Annotated in this window: 27 protein-coding genes and 1 tRNA gene; 22 read left to right on the forward strand and 6 right to left on the reverse strand. The window is 46.1% G+C overall.

Annotated elements, in window-relative coordinates:
* Window positions 1-20 precede the first annotated feature (20 nt).
* A complete protein-coding gene (locus ACKU40_RS04375; protein ID WP_320175311.1) occupies window positions 21-1,205 on the reverse strand; it encodes an iron-containing alcohol dehydrogenase in 1,185 nt (394 codons plus the stop codon).
* A gap of 180 nt (window positions 1,206-1,385) precedes the next feature.
* On the opposite strand from ACKU40_RS04375, the gene ACKU40_RS04380 reads away from it, so the two are divergent.
* Window positions 1,386-2,294 carry an AraC family transcriptional regulator gene (locus ACKU40_RS04380; protein WP_320175312.1) on the forward strand — a complete coding sequence of 303 codons (909 nt, stop codon included), beginning with the start codon at window positions 1,386-1,388 and terminating at the stop codon, window positions 2,292-2,294.
* A 19-nt stretch (window positions 2,295-2,313) separates the two neighbouring features.
* Here the strand turns inward: ACKU40_RS04380 and ACKU40_RS04385 are convergent, their stop codons facing one another.
* Window positions 2,314-3,186 (reverse strand): LysR family transcriptional regulator, encoded by an 873-nt coding sequence (locus tag ACKU40_RS04385; RefSeq protein ID WP_320175313.1) that lies wholly within the window; start codon window positions 3,184-3,186, stop codon window positions 2,314-2,316.
* Window positions 3,187-3,294: 108 nt separating this feature from the next.
* Here ACKU40_RS04385 and ACKU40_RS04390 point away from each other — a divergent pair, with 108 nt between their 5' ends.
* Complete coding sequence (locus ACKU40_RS04390; RefSeq protein ID WP_320175314.1) at window positions 3,295-3,921, forward strand: LysE family translocator; 627 nt, start codon at window positions 3,295-3,297, stop codon at window positions 3,919-3,921.
* A 49-nt stretch (window positions 3,922-3,970) separates the two neighbouring features.
* Here the strand turns inward: ACKU40_RS04390 and ACKU40_RS04395 are convergent, their stop codons facing one another.
* The gene (locus ACKU40_RS04395; protein ID WP_320175315.1) at window positions 3,971-5,320 is read right to left on the reverse strand and encodes a DEAD/DEAH box helicase; all 1,350 of its coding nucleotides are present in this window, start codon (window positions 5,318-5,320) and stop codon (window positions 3,971-3,973) included.
* 187 nt (window positions 5,321-5,507) lie between these two features.
* Here ACKU40_RS04395 and ACKU40_RS04400 point away from each other — a divergent pair, with 187 nt between their 5' ends.
* The gene (locus ACKU40_RS04400) at window positions 5,508-5,981 is read left to right on the forward strand and encodes an Sbal_3080 family lipoprotein (RefSeq protein WP_320175316.1); all 474 of its coding nucleotides are present in this window, start codon (window positions 5,508-5,510) and stop codon (window positions 5,979-5,981) included.
* A 714-nt stretch (window positions 5,982-6,695) separates the two neighbouring features.
* Here ACKU40_RS04400 and ACKU40_RS04405 read toward each other — a convergent pair.
* Window positions 6,696-6,786 (reverse strand) — tRNA-Ser (locus ACKU40_RS04405).
* Between the two features lie 264 nt (window positions 6,787-7,050).
* Between ACKU40_RS04405 and ACKU40_RS04410 the strand changes: the two genes are divergently transcribed.
* Together ACKU40_RS04410 and ACKU40_RS04415 are read left to right on the forward strand one after the other, a co-directional pair.
* Window positions 7,051-8,286 (forward strand): phosphatidylserine decarboxylase, encoded by a 1,236-nt coding sequence (locus ACKU40_RS04410; protein ID WP_320175317.1) that lies wholly within the window; start codon window positions 7,051-7,053, stop codon window positions 8,284-8,286.
* 110 nt (window positions 8,287-8,396) lie between these two features.
* Window positions 8,397-8,591, forward strand: a complete 195-nt coding sequence (locus ACKU40_RS04415; protein WP_320175318.1) for a hypothetical protein — start codon at window positions 8,397-8,399, stop codon at window positions 8,589-8,591.
* A 234-nt stretch (window positions 8,592-8,825) separates the two neighbouring features.
* On the opposite strand, the gene ACKU40_RS04420 is transcribed toward ACKU40_RS04415, so the two are convergent.
* Both ACKU40_RS04420 and ACKU40_RS04425 read right to left on the reverse strand, forming a co-directional pair.
* Window positions 8,826-9,335: a nucleoside deaminase gene (locus tag ACKU40_RS04420; RefSeq protein ID WP_320175319.1), complete on the reverse strand. Its 510-nt coding sequence runs from the start codon at window positions 9,333-9,335 to the stop codon at window positions 8,826-8,828.
* A 37-nt stretch (window positions 9,336-9,372) separates the two neighbouring features.
* Window positions 9,373-10,182, reverse strand: coding sequence for a phosphoribosylformylglycinamidine synthase subunit PurQ (locus ACKU40_RS04425; protein ID WP_320175320.1), 810 nt, complete (start codon window positions 10,180-10,182; stop codon window positions 9,373-9,375).
* 288 nt (window positions 10,183-10,470) lie between these two features.
* Here ACKU40_RS04425 and ACKU40_RS04430 point away from each other — a divergent pair, with 288 nt between their 5' ends.
* The 17 genes from ACKU40_RS04430 (at window position 10,471) to panD (ending at window position 24,303) form a co-directional block, all read left to right on the forward strand.
* Entirely contained in the window at window positions 10,471-12,108 is a 1,638-nt protein-coding gene (locus ACKU40_RS04430) for a CTP synthase (RefSeq protein ID WP_320175321.1), read from the forward strand.
* 76 nt (window positions 12,109-12,184) lie between these two features.
* Window positions 12,185-12,997 carry a 3-deoxy-8-phosphooctulonate synthase gene (gene kdsA, locus ACKU40_RS04435; protein ID WP_320175322.1) on the forward strand — a complete coding sequence of 271 codons (813 nt, stop codon included), beginning with the start codon at window positions 12,185-12,187 and terminating at the stop codon, window positions 12,995-12,997.
* Window positions 12,987-13,508 (forward strand): HAD-IIIA family hydrolase, encoded by a 522-nt coding sequence (locus tag ACKU40_RS04440; protein ID WP_320175323.1) that lies wholly within the window; start codon window positions 12,987-12,989, stop codon window positions 13,506-13,508. Before kdsA ends, ACKU40_RS04440 begins: the two co-directional genes overlap by 11 nt.
* Complete coding sequence (gene lptC / locus ACKU40_RS04445; RefSeq protein ID WP_320175324.1) at window positions 13,509-14,099, forward strand: LPS export ABC transporter periplasmic protein LptC; 591 nt, start codon at window positions 13,509-13,511, stop codon at window positions 14,097-14,099. It abuts the gene before it with no gap.
* A 14-nt stretch (window positions 14,100-14,113) separates the two neighbouring features.
* A complete protein-coding gene (locus tag ACKU40_RS04450; RefSeq protein WP_320175325.1) occupies window positions 14,114-15,739 on the forward strand; it encodes an SH3 domain-containing protein in 1,626 nt (541 codons plus the stop codon).
* 17 nt (window positions 15,740-15,756) lie between these two features.
* The gene (lptB, locus tag ACKU40_RS04455) at window positions 15,757-16,479 is read left to right on the forward strand and encodes an LPS export ABC transporter ATP-binding protein (protein ID WP_320175326.1); all 723 of its coding nucleotides are present in this window, start codon (window positions 15,757-15,759) and stop codon (window positions 16,477-16,479) included.
* Between the two features lie 327 nt (window positions 16,480-16,806).
* The gene (gene rpoN / locus ACKU40_RS04460; protein WP_320175327.1) at window positions 16,807-18,222 is read left to right on the forward strand and encodes an RNA polymerase factor sigma-54; all 1,416 of its coding nucleotides are present in this window, start codon (window positions 16,807-16,809) and stop codon (window positions 18,220-18,222) included.
* 51 nt (window positions 18,223-18,273) lie between these two features.
* Window positions 18,274-18,810: a ribosome hibernation-promoting factor, HPF/YfiA family gene (gene hpf, locus ACKU40_RS04465; RefSeq protein WP_320175328.1), complete on the forward strand. Its 537-nt coding sequence runs from the start codon at window positions 18,274-18,276 to the stop codon at window positions 18,808-18,810.
* Between the two features lie 3 nt (window positions 18,811-18,813).
* Window positions 18,814-19,263, forward strand: coding sequence for a fructose PTS transporter subunit IIA (locus ACKU40_RS04470; RefSeq protein ID WP_320175329.1), 450 nt, complete (start codon window positions 18,814-18,816; stop codon window positions 19,261-19,263).
* A gap of 94 nt (window positions 19,264-19,357) precedes the next feature.
* Window positions 19,358-20,239 carry an RNase adapter RapZ gene (gene rapZ / locus ACKU40_RS04475; protein WP_320175330.1) on the forward strand — a complete coding sequence of 294 codons (882 nt, stop codon included), beginning with the start codon at window positions 19,358-19,360 and terminating at the stop codon, window positions 20,237-20,239.
* A gap of 30 nt (window positions 20,240-20,269) precedes the next feature.
* Entirely contained in the window at window positions 20,270-20,698 is a 429-nt protein-coding gene (locus tag ACKU40_RS04480; protein WP_320175331.1) for a PTS sugar transporter subunit IIA, read from the forward strand.
* A 2-nt stretch (window positions 20,699-20,700) separates the two neighbouring features.
* Window positions 20,701-21,162, forward strand: a complete 462-nt coding sequence (locus ACKU40_RS04485; RefSeq protein ID WP_320175332.1) for a PTS sugar transporter subunit IIB — start codon at window positions 20,701-20,703, stop codon at window positions 21,160-21,162.
* Between the two features lie 88 nt (window positions 21,163-21,250).
* Window positions 21,251-21,874, forward strand: a complete 624-nt coding sequence (locus ACKU40_RS04490; RefSeq protein WP_320176361.1) for a PTS sugar transporter subunit IIC — start codon at window positions 21,251-21,253, stop codon at window positions 21,872-21,874.
* A 75-nt stretch (window positions 21,875-21,949) separates the two neighbouring features.
* Complete coding sequence (locus ACKU40_RS04495; protein WP_320175333.1) at window positions 21,950-22,870, forward strand: manganese-dependent inorganic pyrophosphatase; 921 nt, start codon at window positions 21,950-21,952, stop codon at window positions 22,868-22,870.
* 156 nt (window positions 22,871-23,026) lie between these two features.
* A complete protein-coding gene (locus ACKU40_RS04500; RefSeq protein ID WP_320175334.1) occupies window positions 23,027-23,254 on the forward strand; it encodes a MoaD/ThiS family protein in 228 nt (75 codons plus the stop codon).
* A gap of 25 nt (window positions 23,255-23,279) precedes the next feature.
* Window positions 23,280-23,783, forward strand: coding sequence for a hypothetical protein (locus tag ACKU40_RS04505; protein ID WP_320175335.1), 504 nt, complete (start codon window positions 23,280-23,282; stop codon window positions 23,781-23,783).
* 169 nt (window positions 23,784-23,952) lie between these two features.
* Window positions 23,953-24,303, forward strand: coding sequence for an aspartate 1-decarboxylase (gene panD, locus ACKU40_RS04510; protein WP_320175336.1), 351 nt, complete (start codon window positions 23,953-23,955; stop codon window positions 24,301-24,303).
* The last annotated feature ends 785 nt before the right edge of the window (window positions 24,304-25,088 follow it).

The raw sequence follows: 25,088 nt of genomic DNA on the forward strand, positions 1-25,088 counted from the left end.
CAATTAACCGTCAATCTATTTTAGGACGGCTCATAGAGTGCTGTTTCAAGCATTTTACGGGAAATTTCGGGGGAGACATCGCCGCGCTCGGAAAGCTTGGTCATGCCGTGTTTTTCAAGGCCGGCAACGACTCGGTCAACAATGTCGGGTCCGATTTCATAATCGGAAAGTCTGGTTGCCATGCCGATATTGTTGAAGAATTCTTCAGTCTTGGCAATTGCCTGATCAATACGTGCATCATCGTCGCCTTCACGGATATCCCAGACCCGTTCGGCATACTGGATGAGTTTTTCTCTTTTCTCCGCACGGCGGACCTTCCAGTTGGCAAGCTGCATGACAGCCAGTGTTTTGGCGTGGTCCAATCCGGTGAGGGCAGTCAGTTCATGCCCGATCATATGAGTGGTCCAGTCCTGCGGAACACCTGCACCGATAAGACCGTTGAGTGCCATGGTGGAGCACCAGACAAGGTTGGCGCGGGCATCGTAGTTTTCCGGTTCGTTAACTGTTGTTTCGCCGATTTCGATCAGGGTCTGCAGAATACCTTCAGCTGTGCGGTCCTGAAATCGTCCTTCCGCAGGGTAGGTCAGGTATTGCTCAATAGTGTGGATAAAGGTGTCCACAACGCCGTTAGCCACCTGAGTTTTAGGCAGGGTGAAGGTTAGCTTCGGATCGAGGATGGAGAACTTGGGGAATGTGTGGGTGGAGAAGACCGGAAGTTTGTCTTCGCCGTCACTGATTACAGCACCATTGTTCATTTCCGATCCGGTGGCCGGGAGGGTCAGCACGGTTCCGAAGGGAATGGCAGAATCAACCGGGACAGGGGTGAAACCGAAATGCATCAATTCTTTTTCCTTGCCTTCGTATGCTTGGGCAGGTGCTGCCAGCGCAATGAATTTGGTCCCATCAATAACGGACCCGCCGCCCACTGCAAGAATGAAATCGATCTGTTTATCACGGACAATTTTGATGGCATCCATTAAAACTTCGAATTTCGGGTTTGCAGGAATTCCGCCGAATTCGACTACAGTGCGGCTGCTCTTGGCAAGCTCGGTATTGACTCGGTCTAGAAGGCCGGTCTTCTTGGCGCTGCCGCCACCGTAAGTGATAAGGACTTTGGCATCTTTAGGGACAAGGTTATCCAATTTCTGAAGCTGGCCTTCGCCGAAAACAATATTGGTCGGGTTGTAAAAGCTAAAGTTAAGCATTTTTAACTCCTGTGTTTTTAGGTGATGTTTTGGCTATTTTATGCCCTGTGTGCGATTTTTAATGAATACCTATTTTTGCAAACAGTTTGCCTTATTTTGCAATACGAGCATATTTCGGTAGAATTCATATGCAACATTGGTAAGCATGCTAGCATAAAGTTTCGCTACTTGGAGTATAAAATGAGCACTCAGGATAAAAAACTGCTGGATGAATTGAAAGAAGCCCTTGATGACGGGGCGGTACGGGAAGGAGCTAATGAAACTTTTCTTGAAGAGGTTACACTTGTTCGGGTTTCAGAGCATAAACCCAAGTGCCCGCTAATCTATGAACAATGTTTCTGCATTGCAGTGCATGGGCATAAGATTTGTCATCTGAGCGATGCAACGTTCACTTACGGTGAAGATGAATTTCTGGTGGTTCCTGCCATTGTTCCGCTTGATATTGAAGTTGTTCCTGATGTCGATAATCCGTTACTCAGTATTACGGTGCCATTTGATTTTGAAGTGATTCAGGAACTGGTGGAGTCCATTAATAAATATGACAAGCAGGCGCTGGGAAAAATCTCCAGCTCTTCCGGTATATATTTCGAGCCTTTGACCAACAATGTGATGGAGGCGACAATCCGTTTGCTTAAGGTTTTGAAGTCGCGCAAGGAGGCCAATATTTTCGGCAAGCAGATCATCCGGGAAATTTACTATCATATCCTTATGGGCAAGCACGGTCATTTGTTGGCTTCTGCGGCTTTCGGTGAATCGGATTACGCACTGATCGCTAAAGCTCTGCGTTTTATCCACGATAATTATGATGCCGGAATTGATATTGATGAACTGGCCGAGAGTGCGAATATGTCCGTGCGTTCATTTTACAATCATTTCAAAGCGGTAACCGCATTGACCCCGGTACAGTATCTGAAGCGGATACGCTTGGAGAAAGCCCGCCAGTTTATGGTTGTACAAGGGGAACAGGCCAGTTCTGCCGCACATATGGTGGGGTATGAAAGTCCTTCGCAATTCAGTCGCGAGTTCAAACGGCATTTCGGATATACCCCGCGGGAGGCGGTGCGGAACAGTCAGGGGATGGCGGGGTAGAGCTTATGATGCGCAGGCTTTACTTGCCGAGAGGCAGATTCAGTTCCGTTTTGAGCCATGTTGTGAATATTTTCAGATCTTCAGCCTTTTTTTGATTTTCCAGTGACAGCACTATGTAGTCGATCGATGTTGTTTCAAAACCGTAAGGGGCGATAAGAAGGCCGTGCTTTATGTCTTCACGGACAAGCGGTTCTGGGCCTACAGCCAGACCGAATCCGGTTGATGCTGCCTGCAGGCTGAAGTAGAAGTGATCAAAATATTTTTCTGATTCTGAATCAATCCGCTTGTTTGTAAGGTCGAACCATTCAGACCACGCTTTCGGGCGGGTTCTGGTATGTAGGATTTGCTTCGCGCTGTTACAGTGCTTTTCCCAATATGCCGGGCTGCATACCGGACCGACGGATTCTTTGCCCAGAATTGTGCAGTTGTAATGCGAAGGCCATGTGAAGTCTGAACGTCTTATTGCTAAATGAACTCCTTCTGCCGAGAGGTCTATGGGGCCTCCGCCAACAGAGAGGTGGATGTCGATCTGCGGGTTTAAGGCTCTAAATTCATCCAGCCTTGGCATAAGCCAGCGCATGGCAAGGGATGGTTCGCAGGAAACCGAAAGCCTGCGTTTCGAATCCGGAATGCGTATCGCCTCACTGATCTTTTCCAGCTTTGTCAAAGTTTCCTCAACTCCGGCTGCCAGCTGCTTTCCTTTTGCAGTTAAATAAAGTGTGCGGTTACGCCTTTCAAAAAGTTCAAATCCAAAGAATTCTTCCAATTGTTTAACAGCCCTGCTGACAGCACCATGAGTGAGATTGAGTTCATGCGCTGCCTTGGTAAAGCTGCTGTAACGTGCTGCGGCCCTGAAGCTGACAAGAGGTTTTAATGGAGGAAGGTTGTTCATTTTTATATGTGAGTTTTATTCATGCAAAATGTGATTTCTTTTAGTTTTTATTCTTTATGATAGCAATGTATACCGGGTGATATTAAATGTCCATTGAGGAGGTAAATTGTGACTTTTTTTGAATCAAACATGTTTGTTGTTGGAATTGTGACTATACTGGCTGTAATCAGTCCGGGGCCGGATTTTGCTGTCATTGTAAGGAATGGTTTGCGTTATGGGCGCAAAATGGGATTGGCAACAGCTCTTGGGATTGCTGGCGGGGTGGTTGTACATGTTACATACACCCTTTTGGGACTGAGTTATTTGGTCGCTGAATTTTCGTGGATATTGGAAGCTGTGCGCTATATCGGGGCTGCATATTTAATCTGGCTTGGTGTGTCGGCATTTATCCCAAGCGTGAAGGATGAGGAGATTGAGTGCAACGAAGAGGTTGCCCCGGTTGGTTTTTGGAGTGCATTTCGGAATGGATTTTTGTGCAACGCACTTAATCCTAAAACTATGATGTTTTTTATCGCTTTATTTACTCAGGTCATTTCTCCGGAAACATCCATGATGACCAAGGTTGGGATTGGCGTTTATATTTCATTGTCCCATTTGGTGTGGTTTTCATTTGTCGTGTTTGTATTGACCAATCCACGCACAGTGCAAATCTTTGGGCAATGGCGAAAAGCGATTGAGAATGTTGTGGGATGCTGTCTTTTAGGATTAGGGCTGAAGCTGGCTTTGGATGCTTAGTTTTAATTTATAAAAAAAGGGTTCAGGAAAATCATCCTGAACCCTTTTATTATGCAATCTCAGCATAAATTTTTTGTCTTAACCCGGCACTGTGTTTGAGCACCCCTACTTCAATATCTACAAAGTCATAAAGCCTTGGGCGTTTGCCGTCTGCGGGGCGCAGAATCCTGCCGATTATCTGGACCAGCCTGCCTTTTGATTTAATTGGTGAGCAGAGGAAGAGGGTAGATAGACCCGGACAGTCAAAGCCTTCGCCGATGAGCGATGCAGTACTGGCCAGCACTTTGATCTTGCCTGCGTTAAGGTCATTAATGATTTCTTCGCGCTCTCCGGCTGGTGTCTTTCCAGTCAAAACTGCTACTTCCACGCCCTGGTCGAACAGAAGATCAGAAAGTGCGTCAAGATGGGCAGTGCGGTCCGCTACCATAAGCAGGGTTCCCGGATTCTGCTGTAGTTCCTTGTTTACGCAGGAGGCAATGATCTTGTTGCGCGGGTAATCTTCGGCAATAGCGGTCATCATCAGTGAATATTCTTCAGAGGCATTTCCGGCGAACCTGAACGCGGTTTCTACAGTGAAAATTTCCGGCTTGAGGATTGCTCCGGTGTTGCGCAGCAGGGCCGGGTTAACCTTGTGAACCACTGGTCCGAGAGTAAGGTTAATCATGCGGTCCAGCCCGTCTGCCCGATAGGGGGTGGCAGATAATCCGGTCAGGTACTTGGCATCGAAATTTTTGACCACCTTCTGAAATGTGCTGGCAGGGGTGCGGTGGCATTCATCAACCACGATATGCCCGAAGGTCTTTTTCAGGTCTTTTAGACGGTTGCGGGCTGTCTGAATTGTTGCCACGGTCAGTGGCTGAATCTTGAATTTGCCTCCGCCTATCTGTCCTGCCTCAATGCCAAGAAATTGGTTGATCCTGTCAATCCATTGCAAGAGCAATTCTTTGGTATGAACGATGATCAGGCATGGCTGTTTGCGTTGGGCAATCAGGGCCAGCGCCATGACGGTTTTGCCAGCTCCGGTTCCCGCTTCAAGTAGTCCTTGGGTCTGGTTCGAAAAGGACTGGAGTGCAGCCTGCTGGTAAGGACGCAGTTCGCCTTTGAACGAAAAGTCTACAGGATCAAGTTCCAGTCGCTTATCTTCGTAGGTCGGCTCAATGTCTGCAGCCTTGGCTATCTGATGGAGCTCAATGCCGAATCCGCGCGGGCAATGCAGCCTTTTTTTACGGTCACCGGACCACATCTTAATATATTTAGGGATGCGCTTCCCGACCCGGCCCCGGTACTTGATGGCATTGATGTAATCAGGGTTCATCAGGGTCAAAGCTTCTTTGATCTCTTCAATCAGTTCTTCGGGGGCATCGGTAATGGTCAGGTCTTTTGAAATTTCGATCAGCATTGGCTCTCCTGTTGCTGCCCATTTAGCTTATGGAGCGCAACAAGTCGATCAAATATATCTGTTTGTGATGGGTGATTCTTTGTAGCAGATGATAATGGCTGTTGAAGCATTTTTCCTTGGGTTACAGGATATTATTGACTTTTGATATAGCAATGTTATTGGCGGTCTACACTAAAGGAGTTTGGTAATGAGATATATAAAAAGTTTTGCTGTGTTGCTTGTTCTTATGGCTGTTTCTGGTTGCGGAAAGTTTGATGTGGTCAATCGGCCTATCCCTGATTTATTGCAGGCTGAAAAAGTTTGTATTGTGAACCATCCAGAGACCCGTGAAGGGTTTGAGTCGGCTTTAAAGCAGTGGCTGACTAAGGAAAATATAAACTATCAGGTAATTCCCGCCAGCTCTAGAAGTGATGCTTGTGACTGGGTGTTGCGGTATTATGGTTATTGGTCTTGGGATATGGCTTTGTTTCTTTCGGACGCTGAGATTAGGGCTTATCACGATGGAAATGAAACCGGAGAAGTTAAATTGCGAGTTGGGCAATGGGATTCACACAAGTTTGAATCCGGAGAGAAGAGAATCGGCAAAATGATGGATATGCTTTCTGGTAAGGCCGATCATTATGTTATTGCGAAGCCTAAAAATAGGGTAGAAGCAAAGTAGTTATTTAAAACCAAAGTTATAGCTAGTTTTGGTAAAATAAAGGGATTTAGAAGGTATCTTCTAAATCCTTTTGTTTTTTCTGATGGAGAGTGGTGGTCTTGAGCTTATAGCGGGGGCTCCATCTTATGAGAAAATGAATGAAACAGTTCCTGTTTTTTGCTGTCCGATGAATATTTGATGAATTGATTGAAGTCCTCTAGAGGGTATCCAACTATTCCTCCGCAACGAAGACATTGGTAAACTGTAAATGATACAGCTTTATTTTCAATGATATGAGATTGCATTTTCGATAATTCTATCGGTAATTGCAGGTTTTTTTGGCATGTGCACAGGGGGAATGCATTGAATTGATTTTTGTCTGAGGGAGAAATAAATAGTTTTGGTTGTTTCTTCTTAAACGTGTAAGCGAGAAAAATCGCCACTATGGTGATGCTCAAAATTGTTGCCGGCATATATGGTCCCCTCAAATTTTTAATGCAATGTGACCTTATTATACTACTTGTCAGTGTAGTCAATGCCTTTATTTAATAAACTGAATTAGTCTGGACGTTTTTAAAGCTAAAGTTATCTTAACCAACTGTATTTGTGATCTATGTTTACCTATCTTTTAAAGAGAGGTTATCAATTAGAAGTATTGAATGGATATAAAGGTACTAATGAGGGTGATAACAGAAAAAGGACTTAGAAGATTTCTTCTAAGTCCTTTGTTTTTTCTGGCGGAAAGGGTGGGATTCGAACCCACGTATGGTTTCCCATAACTCGATTTCGAGTCGAGCGCGTTACGGCCGGACTTCGCTACCTTTCCACGTTTATAAGCAAGACCGTTTCCGGCGATTCGATCTTGGAAGGCACGATTTATATGTTTTTTTAATGGGCTTGGCAAGCATAAATGATTGGGATTGAAGGGTGAAATTTAAAATAGACATATAATGCCGCATAGATGCAGGGTGCAACCAAATAGCAGTTTTCTGATTTCAGGGTTGCGTTAAATGTAGTATGCTTAAGCTTGTATTCCATGTGTCCGTTGATGCTGAGGGTAACGAATATTTCATTTCAGGAGGAAGTGGTTATGAGCAAAAGATGTTTAACCTTGATTTTAAGCTTGTTGGTATTTCTTTCTTTTCCATCTCTGGGTTACGGAGCAGGCTACTCCATTCCTGATGATTGTCCGTGCAAGGAATCAATTTCGGAACTTGTGCGATCTTATGAAGGGGATCAGGTTTTTAAACTGCTTATTGATGAAGCTTTCAAGAATATGCAGCCTACCCCGGAAGGCTATCGAGCAGGCGGAAATCCATGGCAGGGCAAAACCTTTGCGGATATGATTCCATTTTTTGTTGAGTGGTGTTCCTTTTTACCGGAAGCAAAGGGGAGCTCTGATAACGGGCTTCTGTACATCGAGCAGATGGACCTTTTTGCTTACAAGAACCCATTTGGAAGGGCTGCATTCCAAACCAGCCCGGGGATTATGATTTTCGATAATTTCGCGAAAGAGCGCGGGGCGTTTCTTAACAGTAAGGCCTCAACTAAGTTTGTGACCCGCTGGCTTGCTGACTCGCGTATTGAAAAAGAAGAGTATGTCCTCCCTGATCCAAAGGCAGCCGACGGGGGATTCAAGTCATATAATGAATTTTTCTCACGTAAATTTAAGGATATCAATAAGGTCAGGCCGCAAACTATGCCCGAGCGGGATTATGTGATCGGAGCGCCTACTGATGCAATTGTTAATACTATTCCGGCAAAGATCGTGGCGGAAAAAGCGACAATTCCCACCAAGGGCATGCAGGTTCTGAATATCAGGCAATTGCTTGCCGGATCAAAACATTGGGAAAAGTTTGTTGGCGGTACTGCCATGTCCTGCATTTTGATGCCCAACACCTATCATCATTACCATTCTCCCGTGAGCGGGAAGGTGATTGAGACTCGGCTTGTCGATGGTGCTTTGCTGGGTATGGAAGACTTTCCTAAGTTCGTACCTACTACCGGAAATGTGGGGTATTTCGGGGCCAGTTTCGGTGCCTTCGAAAGCTACCAGCGCGGATATTTTATTATTGATACCGGAAAATATGGATTGGTAGGTGTTGTTCCGGTTGGGCTGAGTACCGTTGGATCAGTAATATTTGAGGATGAATTTCTTAAGGGTAATAGCCCCGTTGCGGTCAAGAGAGGGGATGAGCTTGGTCATTTTCTTTACGGCGGATCACTGGTTATCCTTATCTTTGAGCCGGGTAAGTATAAATCCGGGGCTATTAAAGTCCGACTGGGGAATCAGATCGGTATTTTTGATACCGGCTCGAATGATTAAATTTAAATTTTTGGACAATATACGTAACAGTCTTTTGTTATTGATGAAATTAAATAAATGGAGAATGGTTATGAAGACAAGATTTACTCGTCGCAGTATCTTTAAACATATTGCCGCTGCATCTGTTCTGGTTTGTGTGGCCAATGATTGGCAGTGCTGCTTTCGCAGCTAAAGGCAAAGGAAAGAAAAAAGATGAGCAGGAAAGCGCGAAGCCCAGCGTGAAAGTGATAAAGACGATCGTCAGCGTGCTAAAGATGAGCGGGAATCCGAGCGTGAGCGTGATAAAGAAGAGCGTGAGCGTTTAAAGGATGAAAGGGAAGATGAACGTGAGACCCGCAAGGAAGAATCAAAGGCAGATAAGACAAAGCGTAAAGAAGATGCTGCGGAGGAACGTGATAAGCTGAAAGAAGAAAAAAAGACTGAGCGCGAAGAACGAAAGAGTGATAAGAAAAAAGATAAAAAGAAGAAAAATAAAAAGAAATAAGAATTGAAGTAGGTTTTTAAAAATAAGTTCCTATGCGAGGAAGTCGCCTAGGGACTTATTTTTTGCGTTTATGCAGAAAAAAACTTTGCAAAATTTCCTTACACTCATTCTCACAAACCCCGCCGATGGTCCAGAATTTGTGGTTGGCGAAGGAGAGTTCTGTTCCTTCCATATTGGAGATTACGGCCCCTGCTTTCGGGTCGGGAGCGCCGAAAACAACTCCTCCTACCCGCGCATGGATGATTGCACCGAGGCACATGATACACGGTTCCAGCGTGACAATAAGAATCGTTCCACGTGGCAAACGATAATTATCCAGTTTTTCGCAGGCATTGCGGATGCAGTTTACTTCTGCATGTCCGGTGGGGTCGTTTTTGGTAAGCGGGGTATTATTTCCAGTGGCGAGTAGTTCGCCTTCAGCCGTGAAAAGAGCCGCGCCGATGGGAACTTCATCGTGCTGGCGGGCTTTAAAGGCTTCACGTATGGCAACATCCATCATGGAGCGCCAAGTCTGGCCCTGTGGCGGTTCGGCGGGTGGGGTCCCTCGGGTAATAATATTTGTCATAATAAAAAAAGGGAGAGCTTAACTCCCCCTTTTTCGTTTAGAGCGATTTAAGGTAATTCACGCCACCTTCGAGCAACGCCAACCCGAGGGTAGGAATGTCGCCACGAGTCCACTTGGGGTGGTTGGTGGGGTGATTGTATGCTTCAGGGTGAGGCATAAGTCCGAGAATGCGGCCGGAAGGATCAGTGAGGCCAGCAATACCCAGCGGGGAGCCGTTGGGGTTGGCAGGGTAGTCCATAGTCACTTCGCCGGACTCGGGATCTATATATTGAACTGCGTGGAGGTTGTTCTCCACGATTTTTTCCAGCATGGCATCATCAGCGGGGATAATTTTCCCTTCGCCGTGACGTACGGGAACGTTAAGGGTATCGATTCCCTTGGTGAAAACGCAGGGAGAATCAGGGTTGGCTTTAAGATGAACCCAGCGATCCTCGTATTTTGCGGAATCGTTGTAGCTGAGTGAAACCTGACGGGTGAAGTATTCTCCACCAACTGCGGGCAGCAGGCCGAGTTTGACCAGCAGCTGGAATCCGTTGCAGATTCCAAGAATCACGCCGCCGTCTTCAAAGAATTTTTTGATCTGGTCCACAAGCGGGGTACCGTCTGCGGTGTGGGCGTGTTTCCAGCGGAGCGCGGCAGCCTGTGCTGCTCCGAGGTCATCTCCATCAAGAAAGCCGCCGGGAAAAATCAGGAAGTTATATCCTTCCAGAGTTTTTTTGCCTGCAGCAAGATCGGAAAAATAAGTGATGTCTACTTCGTCTGCGCCCGCTTTTTTAGCGGCATGAGCAGACTCGTGTTCACAGTTGGTTCCGTAACCGGTGATGACCAAAACTTTTACGAGGGCCATATATTTTTGTCCTCCAGATGTTGACAATAGAAATATTCCAAGACTATCTAATGCGTGTTTGAAGAGAGGAACATAATTGCGGGTAAGCCTCCCGTCAACACTCTATATTCCTCAGGACGTACCGCTAACACATTTTTTTTAAGTGGGATACGCCTGAATATGAGAATGTTAACGGGGCGGGTGCCTTTTTGTGTTTTTTTCATAGCTATCGACTTTATTCGCTGTCCATTTTGTTTTATGTAACAGCGATATTTTAAAATAAATTGTCCGCCACGGGACGGGAGCGTTATGAAAACCAAATTTATATTCATCACCGGGGGCGTGTTGTCCTCACTTGGTAAAGGGCTTGCAGCTGCATCCATCGGCGCACTTCTCAAAGCCAGAGGAATGACCGCAACCATTCAGAAGCTTGATCCTTATATCAATGTTGACCCCGGCACCATGAACCCTTTTCAGCATGGTGAAGTTTATGTAACTGACGACGGTGCAGAAACCGACCTCGACCTTGGCCATTACGAGCGTTATCTTGATGTTGCGCTGAGCCAGAAAAACAACATGACTTCCGGTCGTGTCTACCACAATGTAATCACCAAAGAGCGTCGTGGCGACTACCTCGGCGGTACTGTTCAGGTTATCCCGCACATTACCGATGAGATTAAGAATGCCGTAATAAACGTTCCCAACGGCGAGGATGTGGCCCTCATCGAGATCGGTGGTACTGTTGGTGACATCGAAGGTCTTCCTTTTCTTGAAGCTATCCGTCAGCTGCGTTCCGAGCTGGGCAGCGAGAATGTGCTTTACATTCACCTCACTCTTGTTCCTTATCTTGCAGCAGCAGGTGAAGTTAAGACCAAGCCTACCCAGCACTCCGTTAAGGAACTGCGCAGCATCGGTATCCATCCCGATATCATTCTCTGCCGCAGTGAAGTTGATCTGGATGAAGACATTAAACGCAAGATCGCACTTTTCTGTGACGTTGACCGTGACGCTGTATTCACTGCTGTTGATGTAAAATCCATCTATCAGCTCCCGCTCAGCTTTTATAACGAAGGTTTGGATCAGAAGATTGCTATCATGCTTAAGCTTCCGGCCAAGAATTGTAATCTTGAATCATGGAAAAAGCTTAACTATACTCTTGAGAATCCGAAAGGTGAAACCACCATCGGTATCGTCGGTAAATACGTTGATCTCAAGGAAGCATATAAATCCCTGCATGAAGCGCTGATTCACGGTGGTGTTGCAAACGAGGTCAAGGTTAACCTGCGTTATGTGAACTCTGAAGAGATCACTCATGAAAACGTTAAGGAAAAACTGGCCGGTTGTGACGGCGTACTCGTTCCCGGCGGTTTCGGTAACCGCGGTGTTGAAGGCAAGATTACTGCTATTCAGTATGCTCGTGAAAACAAGGTGCCTTTCTTCGGTATCTGTCTCGGCATGCAGTGTGCTGTTATTGAATATGCCCGTAACGTAATGGGCCTCAAGGGTGCAAACTCCGAAGAGTTCAACCCTGATGGTGATGATAATGTCATCTACCTGATGAAAGAATGGTACGACTACCGTACTAAGAAGACAGAAAACCGTTGCGAAGAAAGTGACAAGGGCGGCACCATGCGTCTTGGTGCATACCCCTGTAAAGTTGTTGAAGGTACTAAAGCGATGGCTGCGTACGGTAAAACTGAAATTCAGGAACGCCACCGTCACCGTTACGAATTCAACAAAGAAAAATTTGCAGATCAGCTTGTTGAAGCAGGTCTGGTGCTGAGTGGTCTCTCTCCGGATGAAGCTCTGGTTGAGATCGTTGAAGTAGCCGACCATCCCTGGTTCCTGGGTTGCCAGTTCCACCCGGAATTCAAGTCTAATCCCATGCATGCACATCCGCTGTTCAGGGATTTCATCAAGGCTTCTTGCGAAAATAAAAATAAATAAGAATTAACTTTGTATTGCCCGGGGATACTGGTATGCAGTGTCTCCGGGCAATCTTATAATTGGAGGGCAGTCCCTTTTGAGCCCCGATGAATTGTATCAAAAAAGTCTGCAGGGACCGTTTATTCTGGCGGGACCTTGCGCACTGGAAACCATAGATGTCGCCCTGCGTGCTGCAGAAGTATTGGCTGACATTGCTTCCCGTCTTGATGTGACGGTAATTTTCAAAAGCTCTTTCGACAAGGCTAACCGGACTTCCATTACTTCTTTCAGGGGACCGGGCTTGGAGGAAGGGCTTAAATGGTTACAGCGGGTGAAGGATGAAACCGGACTTCCCGTTGTTACCGACATCCATACCCCGGATCAGGCCGCATCTGTTGGTGAAGTCGCTGACGTGATCCAAATTCCCGCATTCCTCTGCCGTCAGACTGATCTTCTTGTTGCTGCCGCCAATACTGGGCGGATTATCAACGTTAAGAAGGGACAGTTTCTTGCGCCCCATGACATGCGCCATGTTGTTGGTAAATTGTGTGAAGCTGGTAATAACCGTATCTGGCTGACTGAGCGTGGAGCATCCTTCGGTTACAATAATCTCGTAGTGGATATGCGTTCCATGTCAATTATGAAGGAAATGGGCTGCCCGGTGGTTTTTGATGCCACCCATTCCGTGCAGCTTCCCGGCGGCCTGGGCGGCAAGTCCGGCGGTCAGCGTGAATTCGTGCCTGTTCTTTCCCGTGCTGCTGTTGCTGCGGGGGCTTCCGGTGTTTTTATGGAAACCCATCCTGATCCTGATTGCGCTCTTTGTGATGGCCCCAACAGCTGGCCTCTTGACCGTGCCGAAGACCTGATCAAGGACCTTCTAGCCGCGTGGAGTGTTGATTATGTCTGCTAAGGTTCGTGCCGAAAAAATTAAGATGCTCATCCTTGATGTAGATGGCGTGCTTACTGACGGCGGTCTTTATTACGATAAGGACGGAAACGTAACCAAGCGTTTCAACGTGCAGGACGGCCTTGGTATCAAGTTCGCTCAGCAGGCAGGTATCGAACTGGCGGTAATTACCGGATTGAATCACGGTGCTGTTGAAAAGCGTGTCACCGAGCTTGGAATTACCGAATATTATCCCGGACAGAAGGAAAAACTCCCTTTCTATGAGAAGTTGCTTAAGGAAAAAGGGCTTAAGGACGAAGACGTCGCCTATGTCGGTGATGATTGGATTGATGTCCCGGTAATGCTCCGTGTGGGCTTGCCTATGGCTGTTAAAAATGCCCAGCCCGAGATTTTCGGCATCTCCAAATGGATCGCCAGCCGTGAGGGCGGGCATGGTGCTGTGCGCGAAGCAATTTCTTTTATTCTTGACGCGCAGGGCAAGTTGAATGACATCTGGAAAGAGTGGGCAGGCTAGATGGGCCGTGTCGGCTTAGTTCTATATTTAATTCTGGCCCTATTAATCGGGGTCTGCGCCGGAACCCTGCTTGGTAAGAAGTATGGTGCGTTTCCGCATATGGTCCGTGAGGCCGTGGAGAATCCGCTTCTTTCCAATAAGAACCAGTCCGATATTTCTGCTGAGGAGATCGAGCTGATTCAGGGTACCGGTGGTGATATTGAGTGGATTCTGCGGGCCGGAAGTGCTGATTATGATCAGGAGAAAGGACTGGTCATTGCTGACAAGCCCCGGGTTACATATTATCTTGGCCGGGACCGCAAGGAAGTTTTTGTAAGTGCCTTGCACGGTGAGGTCAGCCAGAAAGGTGAAGGTCTGAAGCTCTGGGATAATGTCAAAGGACATTACGGTGATATGGGGCTTGTGGCTGACCGACTTGATTTTAAACCCAAGGACAACCTGCTTTTCCTCGAAGGCAATGTAAAGGTCCAGAGTCCTACTGTTTACATCACTTCCAAACGGGTCAAGGTGGACCTTGTCACCCGTGAAATTATGATTGAAGATGGAATGGAAGCCCTGATTTCACCGGACATGGTGGTAATGCCTCAATAGAAGCGAGCATTCATTTGATTAATATAGTTGAAAATAGTTCATTGTTACGCGGCAGGTCCATATTTGCGCTGCTTTCCCCCGCCATTGTTTGTGCGGTATTTTTCTTTGTCCTTGTTCTGGCCGGTCCTGCTGCCCATGCCTACGATAAATCCGAATTGAAAATTGCCCGGACCATTGCCAATGTCCGTTCCAAACCGGACCTCAAGGGAGAGGTTGTCTGGGTTCTTTCTCCGGCGGAAAGTTTTGTGGTCGGCAAGGCTCAGGGAGGCTGGTTTCCGGTCTATCCTGCTTCTGCAGATAAGAAGGCCGAGCCTGTGGGGTATGTTTCCAGCAAAGTGGTTGTTCCCGCTGCTGCGGACAGCTCATTGGCGGATTGGGGTGATGTTCGATATGCCGGCAAGGATTTGAAATTCTATCTTGAACGTACAGTAAAATCTTCAACCGGTGGTATGATCAAATCCGGCGATAAAATTAAGGTCGGATTTCTCAAGGACGGTTGGTACGCAATTTTCAAAGCAGATGCTCCGGTTTATTCAGAGGCTGATGCGCTTGGCTATATTAAAAAGGATGATGTGGACATCGTTCTGGATGACGCCCGTATCCGTTATGCCGTTCGTAGAATTAATGTGATTGAAAAGCCTGTTTCCACATCAAAGGCTGTCGGTGTGCTTAGTCCCGGGCACCGTGCGCAGGTTGGGGCTGAGAAGGGGGGCATGTACGCTCTTTACCGCATTGATACCATGGTTAAAGACGACACTCCTGTATGGGGCTATGCATGGGGACCGTTTCTTGCCCCTTATCCAAAGAATTTGGAAAAAGAACAGATGGCCGGGATAGACGCTCGTAAAGCTGAAATCAAAGCTGAAGAAGTGCGTAATGCAAAGGCTGAAGTCAAGAGAGGGAGTGAGTTGGCCGCCATGGAAGAAGCCATGGATGAAATGCTGATGGCTCCGGTCAAAACTAAAACCCTGTATGCTACTGCTGTTCTCAATGTCCGTTCCGAACCCGATGCAAAATCCTTGATTGTGGATAAGCTGGAGCTGGGGGAAGCTGTCAGTGTAGGACAGGAAGAAGGGAAATGGTATCCTGTTTTTAAGCCCGCCGACAATAATGAGCTTAAACGCGTAGGTTACGTTTTCGGTACATATCTCAAAGCTGAAGCTCCGGTTGTGGAAAAGGAAAAGCCGCGCAAGAAGGGCAAGCCCGGCGGTCCGGACGAAGTTCCCATCAAGATTACATCTACCAAGATGACTTTCAGTGAGAATCGCAACCGGATTACTTTTTCCGGTAAAGTCAAGGTGGTACGCCTTGATGTTACTCTTACTTCAGACACCCTGACCGCGCATCTGCGCCCTGAAGGGGATTCCCTTTCCGATACTCAGGACAAGATCAAGAAGATTGTGGCCGGGGGTAATGTAAAAGTAGTCATGAAGAAGCGCAAAGGTCACTGCGACAAGCTTACTTATGTAGTGGGTGATTCAATCATTTACATGAATGGGAATGCAGAATTGCAGGATGGTCCAAACCTTATTCAGGGTGATGAAATTAAATTTTACCTGAAAGAGAACCGTGCTGAGGTTGTTGGCGGTAATAAGCCTATTGAGGCAATTTTCTATACTCCTAAAAATGTTTCCCCTTAGGTTATTAAAGGAATTTTATGTCTGCAATTGTCGCCAAGAAACTGGTCAAGAACTATGGGCCTAAAGAGGTTGTCCGCGGAATCGGGCTGACCGTGCGTGAGGGCGAGGTTGTGGGGTTGCTTGGTCCGAACGGTGCAGGTAAGACCACAACGTTTTATATGCTTGTAGGTGTCGTCAAGCCTACATCCGGTGATGTCTATTTCAATAAACAGCAGATAACCAGGCTGCCATTGCATGAGCGTGCCCGTTTGGGACTTAGTTATCTGCCGCAGGAAAGTTCCATTTTCAAGAAGCTCTCCGTACGTAAGAATCTTGAGATCATTATCGAGCATACCGGGCTTTCCGGTAAGGATGTTCCTAAAAGGGCGGATGAGTTGCTGGACCAACTTGGTATCCTTCGCCTTGCCGACCAGAAGGCAATGTATCTTTCCGGCGGCGAACGCCGCAGGCTTGAGATTGCCCGGGCTATGATCAACAATCCAAAATTCATCCTTCTTGATGAACCGTTTGCGGGTATTGACCCAATTGCGGTAATTGATATTCAAGATATTATTTCTACGCTTAAGGAGATGGGGCTGGGGATTCTGATTTCCGACCATAACGTGCGTGAGACTCTTTCTATTTGTGACCGCGCTTACCTTGTGTACGAGGGTAGGGTTATTCTTAACGGTTCACCTGAGAGTATCGTGAAAAATACCAAGGCCCGCAGGCTCTATCTGGGAGATAGTTTCAGTCTGTAGTCTTTTGTGCTGGGAATTGAACTGTACAAGCCGGAACTTTAATGAGTTTCGGCTTGTTTTTTTGGTACAAAGTTTGATGAATTTTGTCTTTGTAGATTTACAGTCGGGCAGAACATTGGTACACTTTTTTCATATGCACTTCTATTTAATAAAAAATCCTTAAATTTCAGATAAATCAGAGGTCTTTCTTGCATCTTGCAATGGGATGTGGCATAGTTGAATCAAGCTCGGATTAAAAGAATGAAAAAAAAGATTAGTCCAGCATAAATGTAGTAATAAATCTGAATCTGAAAATATACGAATCAATATACAAGGTGGCCTGAATATATGGGGTTGGAACTTAGACAACAATTAAAGCTTACTCAACAGCTGGTGATGACTCCTCAGCTGCAGCAGGCTATCAAGTTGTTGCAGCTTTCCCGATTGGAGCTGATGGATACCGTCCATCAGGAACTCATGGAGAATCCTATCCTTGAAGAGGCAGAAGCTCAGGAGCGTACTGACACTCCCGATGCTGAAGCAGGCACCGCTACTGCCGAAGAAGCACAAATTTCCAGGGAAGCTGAGTGGGAAAACTATCTCGGTGAATTTTCCAGTACATCAAAGCAGTCAGCTTCCCGCGAGTCTGAATCATATGAAGATGGGACTTCTTTTGAAGCCCGTTTGACCAATTCGGTATCCCTTGAAGGGCATCTGCATTGGCAGATGAGCCTTTCCGATTTTACCGAAAAAGATATCGCCATCGGCGAATGTCTTATCGGGAATTTAAGTTCGGGAGGTTTTTTACGGATAGACTTGGAAGATGTTTGCGAAACATGCTATGCTGAAATCGAAGATGTGGAAAAGGTTCTGCATCGCATTCAGAGATTCGATCCGGTGGGCGTGGCGGCAAGGACTCCGCACGAATGTCTGCTTATACAACTGGAAGCATTGAAGCTTGATGATGATCCGATTTTGGTCTCTCTGGTCCGTGATCATCTAGATGACCTTGAAAAGAAGCGCTACAAGCCGCTTGCAAGGAAGTTCAAGCTCAGCATGGAGGATTTAAAGAGTTATCTGGACTTGATGCAGACACTTGATCCTCTTCCTGGTGCAAGTTTTTCAGGTGGAGACTCTTTCTATATCAGCCCGGATGCTTATGTTTATGAATATGATGGTGATTTTGTCATAGTTCTGAACGAAGACGGTCTTCCTAAGTTGCAGATGAATGCATTTTATGTGGAGACTCTTGAATCAACCAAGGGAGATGACAAGGAATATTTTCAGGACAAGATGCGTTCCGCTCAATGGCTGATGAAGAGCCTGTATCAGCGGCAACGTACCTTATATAAAGTTCTTGAATCCATAGTGAGATTTCAGCGCGAATTTTTCGCTCAAGGTGTCACCAAGTTAAAACCGCTTATTCTTAAGGAGGTTGCGGAAGACATCGAGATGCATGAGTCCACTGTGAGCCGAATCACTACGAATAAGTATGTTTCTACTCCGCATGGAATCTATGAACTGAAATTCTTTTTTAATAGTGCGCTTGGTCTGGATGACGGTTCTCAGGTCGGTTCCGAGTCCGTCAAGGCAACGATCAAGAAATTGATCAGTGAAGAAGACGGAAAGAAACCCCTCAGCGATGAAAAGATAGCTGAGATTCTCAAAGAGAAACTGGAAGTCAATATAGCCAGAAGGACCGTAGCTAAGTATAGGACTGCAATGGGGATTCTCTCCTCATCCAAGAGGAAGACAGTATTCTAATGTAGTCCGGAGAAATCAAAGCATATTCACCCTTTACTAAGGAGGCTCTTTATGAACGTAGCATTTACTTTTAAGAACTTCGACGCATCCGAACATCTTAAGGAATATGCAAACAGCCGTTTCTCCAAGTTGGTAAAGTACGTAACCAATCCTGAAAACACTGATATGCAGGTGAATCTGTCAGTGGATAAGTTCAGGCATGTTGCGGAAGTTGTTTTCAGCTCTGATCATATGCATGTCTCTGCTTACGAAGTGTCCGAGGATATGTATTCCACCGTGGATATGGTTCTGGACAAGCTTGAAGCCCAGCTTCGCCGCGCAAACGAAAAGATGAGAAGCCACAGGCGAAAGGAGGCGGCTCCTGCCCGGATGGATGTTCTCAGCTACGGAGAGGAAGAGTACAGGGAACCTGTGATTGTGGAGTCTGACTCCTTTGTTCCCAAGCCGATGAGTGTTGATGAAGCTGCTGAACAGCTTCAGACTCTCGACCACGAATTCCTCGTATTCCGCAATGCGGATAATGAAGCCATAAACGTAATCTACCGCCGTAATAATGGCGACTTCGGTTTAATTGACCCAGGATACTAACTGATGAATATAACTGATAATTTGGCAAAGGACCTTGTTATTTATGAACTGCAGGCCTCTGATAAGAGTAAAGTCCTGGAAGAAATGGTTTCCACCCTCAAGGACGCAGGTCTCGATGTGGATGTGGAAAATGCCTTAAAGGTCCTTAATGATCGTGAAAAACTTGGAACAACCGGAATCGGGGATGGCATAGCCATCCCCCACGGTAAACTGGAATGTCTCGAAGAGATTGTCGTGGTGGTCGGCCGATCCAGTGAGGGTGTCGACTTTGAATCTCTGGACATGCAGCCATGTAAGATATTTTTTATGGTACTGGCCCCCGAGCAGGGGGCCGGTGCTCATTTGAAGGTGCTGGCACAAATTTCCCGGCAACTTAAAGATGAAGCATTCCGACAGGCATTTATAGATACAGAGGACAAGCAGCAGTTGCTGAAACTCCTCGGTCTCAGCTAGAATCGGCATTTTTCAAATTAATAAATCAGATTAGCAATGAACTCGGGTCATTGCTAATTTTGTTTGTAGGCTATTTCGCAAGGAGGATATTGGGGTGGTCGATGTGGATTCCTTTCCTGTGATTGTTGTTAGCGGGCTTTCCGGAGCCGGTAAATCTACTGTTCTGAAGGTTTTTGAGGATCTGCGTTTTTTTTGTGTGGATGGATTGCCCGCGAGCATGCTTCCGCGTCTGGTTGAGCTGTTCAATACCCGCGACAATGCATATCGCGGTCTGGTGCTGGGTATGGATTTGCGTCAGCTTGAATTCAGCGTTGACTGGGAAGCCACCCGTGAAGAACTTACTTCTATGGGCTATCGTCCCAGCATCCTTTACCTCGAAGCCCGTTTGCCCGAGCTTGTTCGCAGATACGCTACAACCCGCCGCCTGCATCCTCTTGAATCCCGAGATATCGGCCTAGAGCAGGCCCTTGAAAAAGAGAAGGAAATTCTCGGTGAAGTGCGCCAGCAGGCTGATCTGGTGATTGATACCACTACCTACTCCATTCATGACCTGCGCCGGCGTATTCAGGAAAAATGGGCTGAACTCAGTGAAAAGACTCGCGGTTTACGCGTACATGTCATGTCTTTCGGCTTTAAGCATGACGTGCCTACCGCTGCCGATATGGTTATGGACCTTCGTTTCCTGCCCAATCCATATTTTGAGGAAGATCTCCGTCCGCTTTCCGGACAGGACAAAGCTATTTCTGATTATGTTTTAGGTACTGAACCGGGCTCAATTTTTATTGAGAAATATCTCGATTTCCTTCAATATGTCCTTCCTCTTTACGAGGAGGAAGGAAGATACAGGCTGACCATTGCTGTAGGTTGTACTGGTGGACGTCATCGCTCCGTTGCGACGGCTGAAAGGATATTTGCAACTCTTAAAGATAATGGTTATTCTGTCTCTCTTGAACATAAGCACATTCATTTGAAATAGTATTTATAGTTGAATATATCGGGAATTTTGATGGGCATAGAATCTAGTAAAAACGGAATTGTTCTCGTTACCCACGGTAACTTCGGACAGGCGCTTATTGAAGCGGGTGAACTTATTGTCGGTCCTCAGGAGGGAGTGCTCTCCCTTAGTGTTGATGTTTCTCAGGGCATTGATGCGGCAGTGGACTCCTTGAAAAGCAATATTGCCGAAGTGAATAACGGTAACGGAGTTCTCATTCTTACTGATATGTTTGGTGGAACACCCACTAACCTAAGCCTTTCCCTGTTGCAGGGAGATGATATTGAGGTTGTGACCGGAGTCAGCCTGCCCATGCTTCTGAAAGCTTTTCAGATGCGTAATGAGTCTTTGCAGAAGATGGCCGAAGAGGTCAGCAAAGCCGCGGCTAAAGGTATTGTAATTGCCGGCGAAATGCTGCGAAAACGAACTTCCAAAGGGTAACGATGATGTGGGTGAGAATTGATAACCGTCTTGTTCATGGGCAGATTATTGAAACATGGCTCCCGTACACCCACGCAAAACATATAATCGTGGCTAACGATGCCGTTGCCAGGGATGATTTGCAGCAGCAGATCATGTCGCTGGCAATTCCGCAGTCGGTGAGCTGCTCCTTTTGTCCGGTAGATGATTTGAATTCTATGATTCCTGCTTTTACCAGTGGTAACGGCAGCACAATCATTTTGTTTTCTTCCTGCGCTGACGTACGCAGGGCTCTGGATTCCGGCTTTATTTTCAGTTCGGTTAATATCGGTAACATTCATTATGGTCCCGGTAAAAAACAGATTTCCCCCAGCGTGGCTTTGAGTTCTGATGATGAATCCTGTCTTCATTATTTCAAAGGGCAGGGCATAGAGCTCGATTTTCGCTGCGTCCCTAATGATCCTGTGCAGGTGAGGTTCTCATGAGTCTGTTTCAAGGACTAGCTTTGTCCTTCCCCGTCTGGGTTGCATTGATCGGTTTTTTTTTGCGATTTTTTCGCTTTTCCGCTTCACAATAAATCCCGGTCTTCTTGAGCGTCCTCTTGTCGTAGGTGCCCTTTGGGGTGCTGTTACGGGAGATGTTGTCACCAGTCTCAAGATTGCCGTGTTTTTCGAACTTTTCTGGCTGGATAATATCCCGGCCGGAACCTACATTCCTCCACATATTCTGGCTCCTACATTTGCCGCGCTTGCTTTGACCACTTCTTTTGCATTTACAGAAGCACGTCAGGTTATGATTATTCTGTTGGCTTGTTTGCCTTTAGCACGCATCGGTGCGTGGATGGATTATTCACTAAGGCAGTGGCATAACAGGGGACACAACAAGCTTATCAGTTGGGCACGCAAGGGAAAGGCAGGCGATCAACTCCCTCAAAAGCTGGTTTTTCGCTCTATTTTAAGAACTTTTGTCACTTCGTGGCTTTTTTTCTGGACAAGCACCATAATCCTTCATTATATCCTTTGTATATTTTTTCACAAGTGGGGGCCGTTGGTCGCCGGTGTGGAGATGAAATGGTCTTTTTTATGGATTGCTGCTAGTCTTGGAGGCCTTTTGGCCCTTAGATTGCGAAAAGCCTATGCCACTTTTGTCTTCGGAGTGGTCTTATTCGGCTTTTTTATCCTTGCCGGGATTATATAAGCTTGGCATAGAAAAAAGATTGTGATAGAAGACACAAGCTCACTTAGCTACCATATTTCTTAGGAGGAAATTATTATGGCTATTATCGCAGTAGGACACAAAAACCCCGATACCGATACCATTGCATCCGCAATCGCTATTGCTGACCTCTGGTCCAAAGCAAAAGAAGAAACCAAAGCTGTTGCTCAGGGTGCTATCGCTCCTGAAACCGCTTTTGTTCTGGAAAAGTTCGGTTGTGCTGCTCCCGAGATCGTAACTGACGCTACCGATCAGAAAATTATCCTCGTTGACCACTCCGACATCGCTCAGAGCCTGGACAACCTTGATAAAGGTGAAATCGTTGCAGTAGTTGACCACCACAAACTCGGTGATGTTACTACCCCCAACCCCCTCGAAATGTGGGTATGGCCTGTAGGCTGCACCGGTACCGTCATCAACGCAATGTACAAGTTCTACAACGTAGAAGTTCCCAAGAACATTGCTGGCGTACTTCTCTGTGCTATCCTCTCCGACACCGTTATGTTCAAGTCCGTTACCTGCACCGACGCTGACAAAGCTGCTGTAGAAGAACTGGCTAAGATTGCTGGTGTTGAAGATGTTATGGCTCTCGGAATGGAAATGTTCAACGTTAAGTCCGCAGTTGCTGGCGCAACCATGAGCGAACTTATCTTCCGTGACTACAAAGATTTCGATATGTCCGGCAACAAAGTCGGTATCGGCCAGCTCGAAGTTGTTGATCTGTCCGTATTCGACGGCATCAAAGATGACCTCTATGCTGAACTTGAAAAAGTTAAAGCTGAAGGCCGTCACAGCTGCTTCCTGCTGCTTACCGACATCATGAAAGAAGGTTCTGAAATGCTTATCGTTTCTGACGATCCTTCTGTTGTTGAAAAAGCATTCGGCGTTGCTCCCGAAGGTACCAAAGTATACCTTGAAGGCGTAATGTCCCGCAAAAAGCAGGTTGTACCTAACTTCGAGAAAGCTTTCTCCGCATAAGTTAAGTATATATAGCTTCTGTAAGTCCGGCAGGTTTAGTCCTGCCGGACTTTTTTGTTGTGTTGTATTAGCCTTGTTAAGGTTGATTTATTGGATTAATTTTTTTAAGTTTTCTTGTATTATCCAACTGCCTGTGGGCACTAAATATGGGGATTTATGAAAATAACTTTGCTTTGTTATGCAACTTTTGCTGTAAAAAGCCCTGAAAATTCTGAGGCATACCCTATTTCCGAAGGGGAAACGGTATCCGATGTTCTTGAGAGGGTAGGGATTCCAATTGAAGAGGTAAAAATCGTTTTTATCAACGGCAAGTCTTCTAAGTTTGACATAGCGCTTCAAGATGGAGACCGGGTTGGTGTTTTTCCTGCAGTCGGTGGTGGCTGATTTGTTCGCAATGGGGAGGTGATGTATGAAATTTATTGCACGAACATTGATTCTAAGTCTTTTGCTGATTTTTGTTTTGGCCTCAGTCGTTGGTGCGGCAACAATTAACGGTCAAAATTGGTATAACGAATCTCCCGGTGTGCATACAATGCAGATCTGGGTGGTTGAGCCGGATGTTTCTATTAAGAGTGTGAAATTTAAGAACGGTGAAAGCTCGTTATGGTCATGGAAATATGTGGATGACACAAAGTCATCCGTGATCATGACCGGTCCCAAGGCTTCCGGGGTTAATGCTATAAGGCCTGATTTTCAGTTTACTTCTCCATATAAAAAGTACAATTTTTCAGTTGAGTGGGCCGAATTAAGTCAGGGTAACACCCTTACAGGGACCAATTTTTACATTGATAAGAAATGGAAATATACCAAAGGTGATATTTCCCACACGCCTACTCCTATTCCCGGAGCAGTTCTGTTGTTTGCAGGAGGACTTTCTGTGTTAGCTTTTATTCGGCGCAAGTTTTTCCGCTAATCGAGTTTACTTGCAATATTTTAAAGGCCGGACTTAATCCGGTCTTTTTGTTTTCAGTGATTATGTTCTAATCAAAATCAAGGTAAAATTTATTGTATTGATAATCGATTGGGCTCATGGTATCGGCATATCCGTTCAGGAGAATTAAATAGTCCTGAAGGAGGAAACTATGGGCAGCAGATGCCTTTTAAATTCGAAAATTCACAGAGCAACCATCACCGATGCCAATGTCGATTATGAAGGTTCTATTTCTATTGATGTGGATCTGCTTGAGAAAGCAGGAATCCTTCCCTATGAACGCGTCGATGTTCTAAACGTAGACAACGGGGAAAGGCTTACCACCTATGCCATTGAAGGCGGTCCGGGTGAATTTTGTCTGAACGGCGCAGCCGCTCACAAGGGTGAAGCTGGGCAGAAGATTATTATTTGTACCTATACGTGGCTTGATGAAGATGAATTAGGGCTGCACAAGCCTAAGGTTGTTCTTCTCGGTGACGGGAATAAGGTCAAAAAAGTTTAGTAGTTCTAGTAAAAAGGCGCGGTTACCGCGCCTTTTTTTATTTTTATATATTATGTACAGAAAAGGCATCAGAATGGAGAATCTAATGAAAAAAGATTGTTAGCAATATTTTGCGGTTTAGTTCTGGTGTCTGGCAGTGCTCCGGTGATTAGAATTTAGTATATACCTGTTTCGACAGCATGAAGTTATTATCAAACGTGTTTACCAGCAGGAAGAGGTCGTGAGGGAGGCGTCTTTCAAGGGATGCAGTCTTATTACATGACAGTTGGTAGCGGAGGGGTAGAACTGCATGGGGTGTGATGCAAGGTATAAATTCGATTGATTCTCAGGAGGAGAGCTGGGATGCTTATGTGTTGGTTCCTTCGGCTGTATCTGTGCGCCTTGTTTCATTAACTGTTCAAGCTCAGCATGATCTGACCGGATCAACTGTTCCTGACATTCAGAGCTTCACAACGATAGACAGAGTCCAGATCAGTTATATATATAGGAAGGTATGACGTCTGGGCAGACGTTAGTTGAACCGTTTTATTGCAGATATACTTAAATGCAGCGTAAGCCTACCATTAAGCCATCTTTGTAAGTAAATCGTTGGGTATAGCATAAATAATTTAAAAACATGTTGACGCAGAACTAAGTTTTTCATAGATACATTCTTCTCGACGCAGCAACGGCTGGGAGTCACAAGCGCGTCGAGATTTTTTTTTGACTGACCGGACATTTGCGGTTGACTTTCGGAACGGGATTACATAGTTTCCCAATCCGCGCTGATCAAAAGCAAGGCGCTG

The sequence above is a fragment of the Maridesulfovibrio sp. genome, assembly GCF_963666665.1.
Taxonomy (GTDB): domain Bacteria; phylum Desulfobacterota; class Desulfovibrionia; order Desulfovibrionales; family Desulfovibrionaceae; genus Maridesulfovibrio.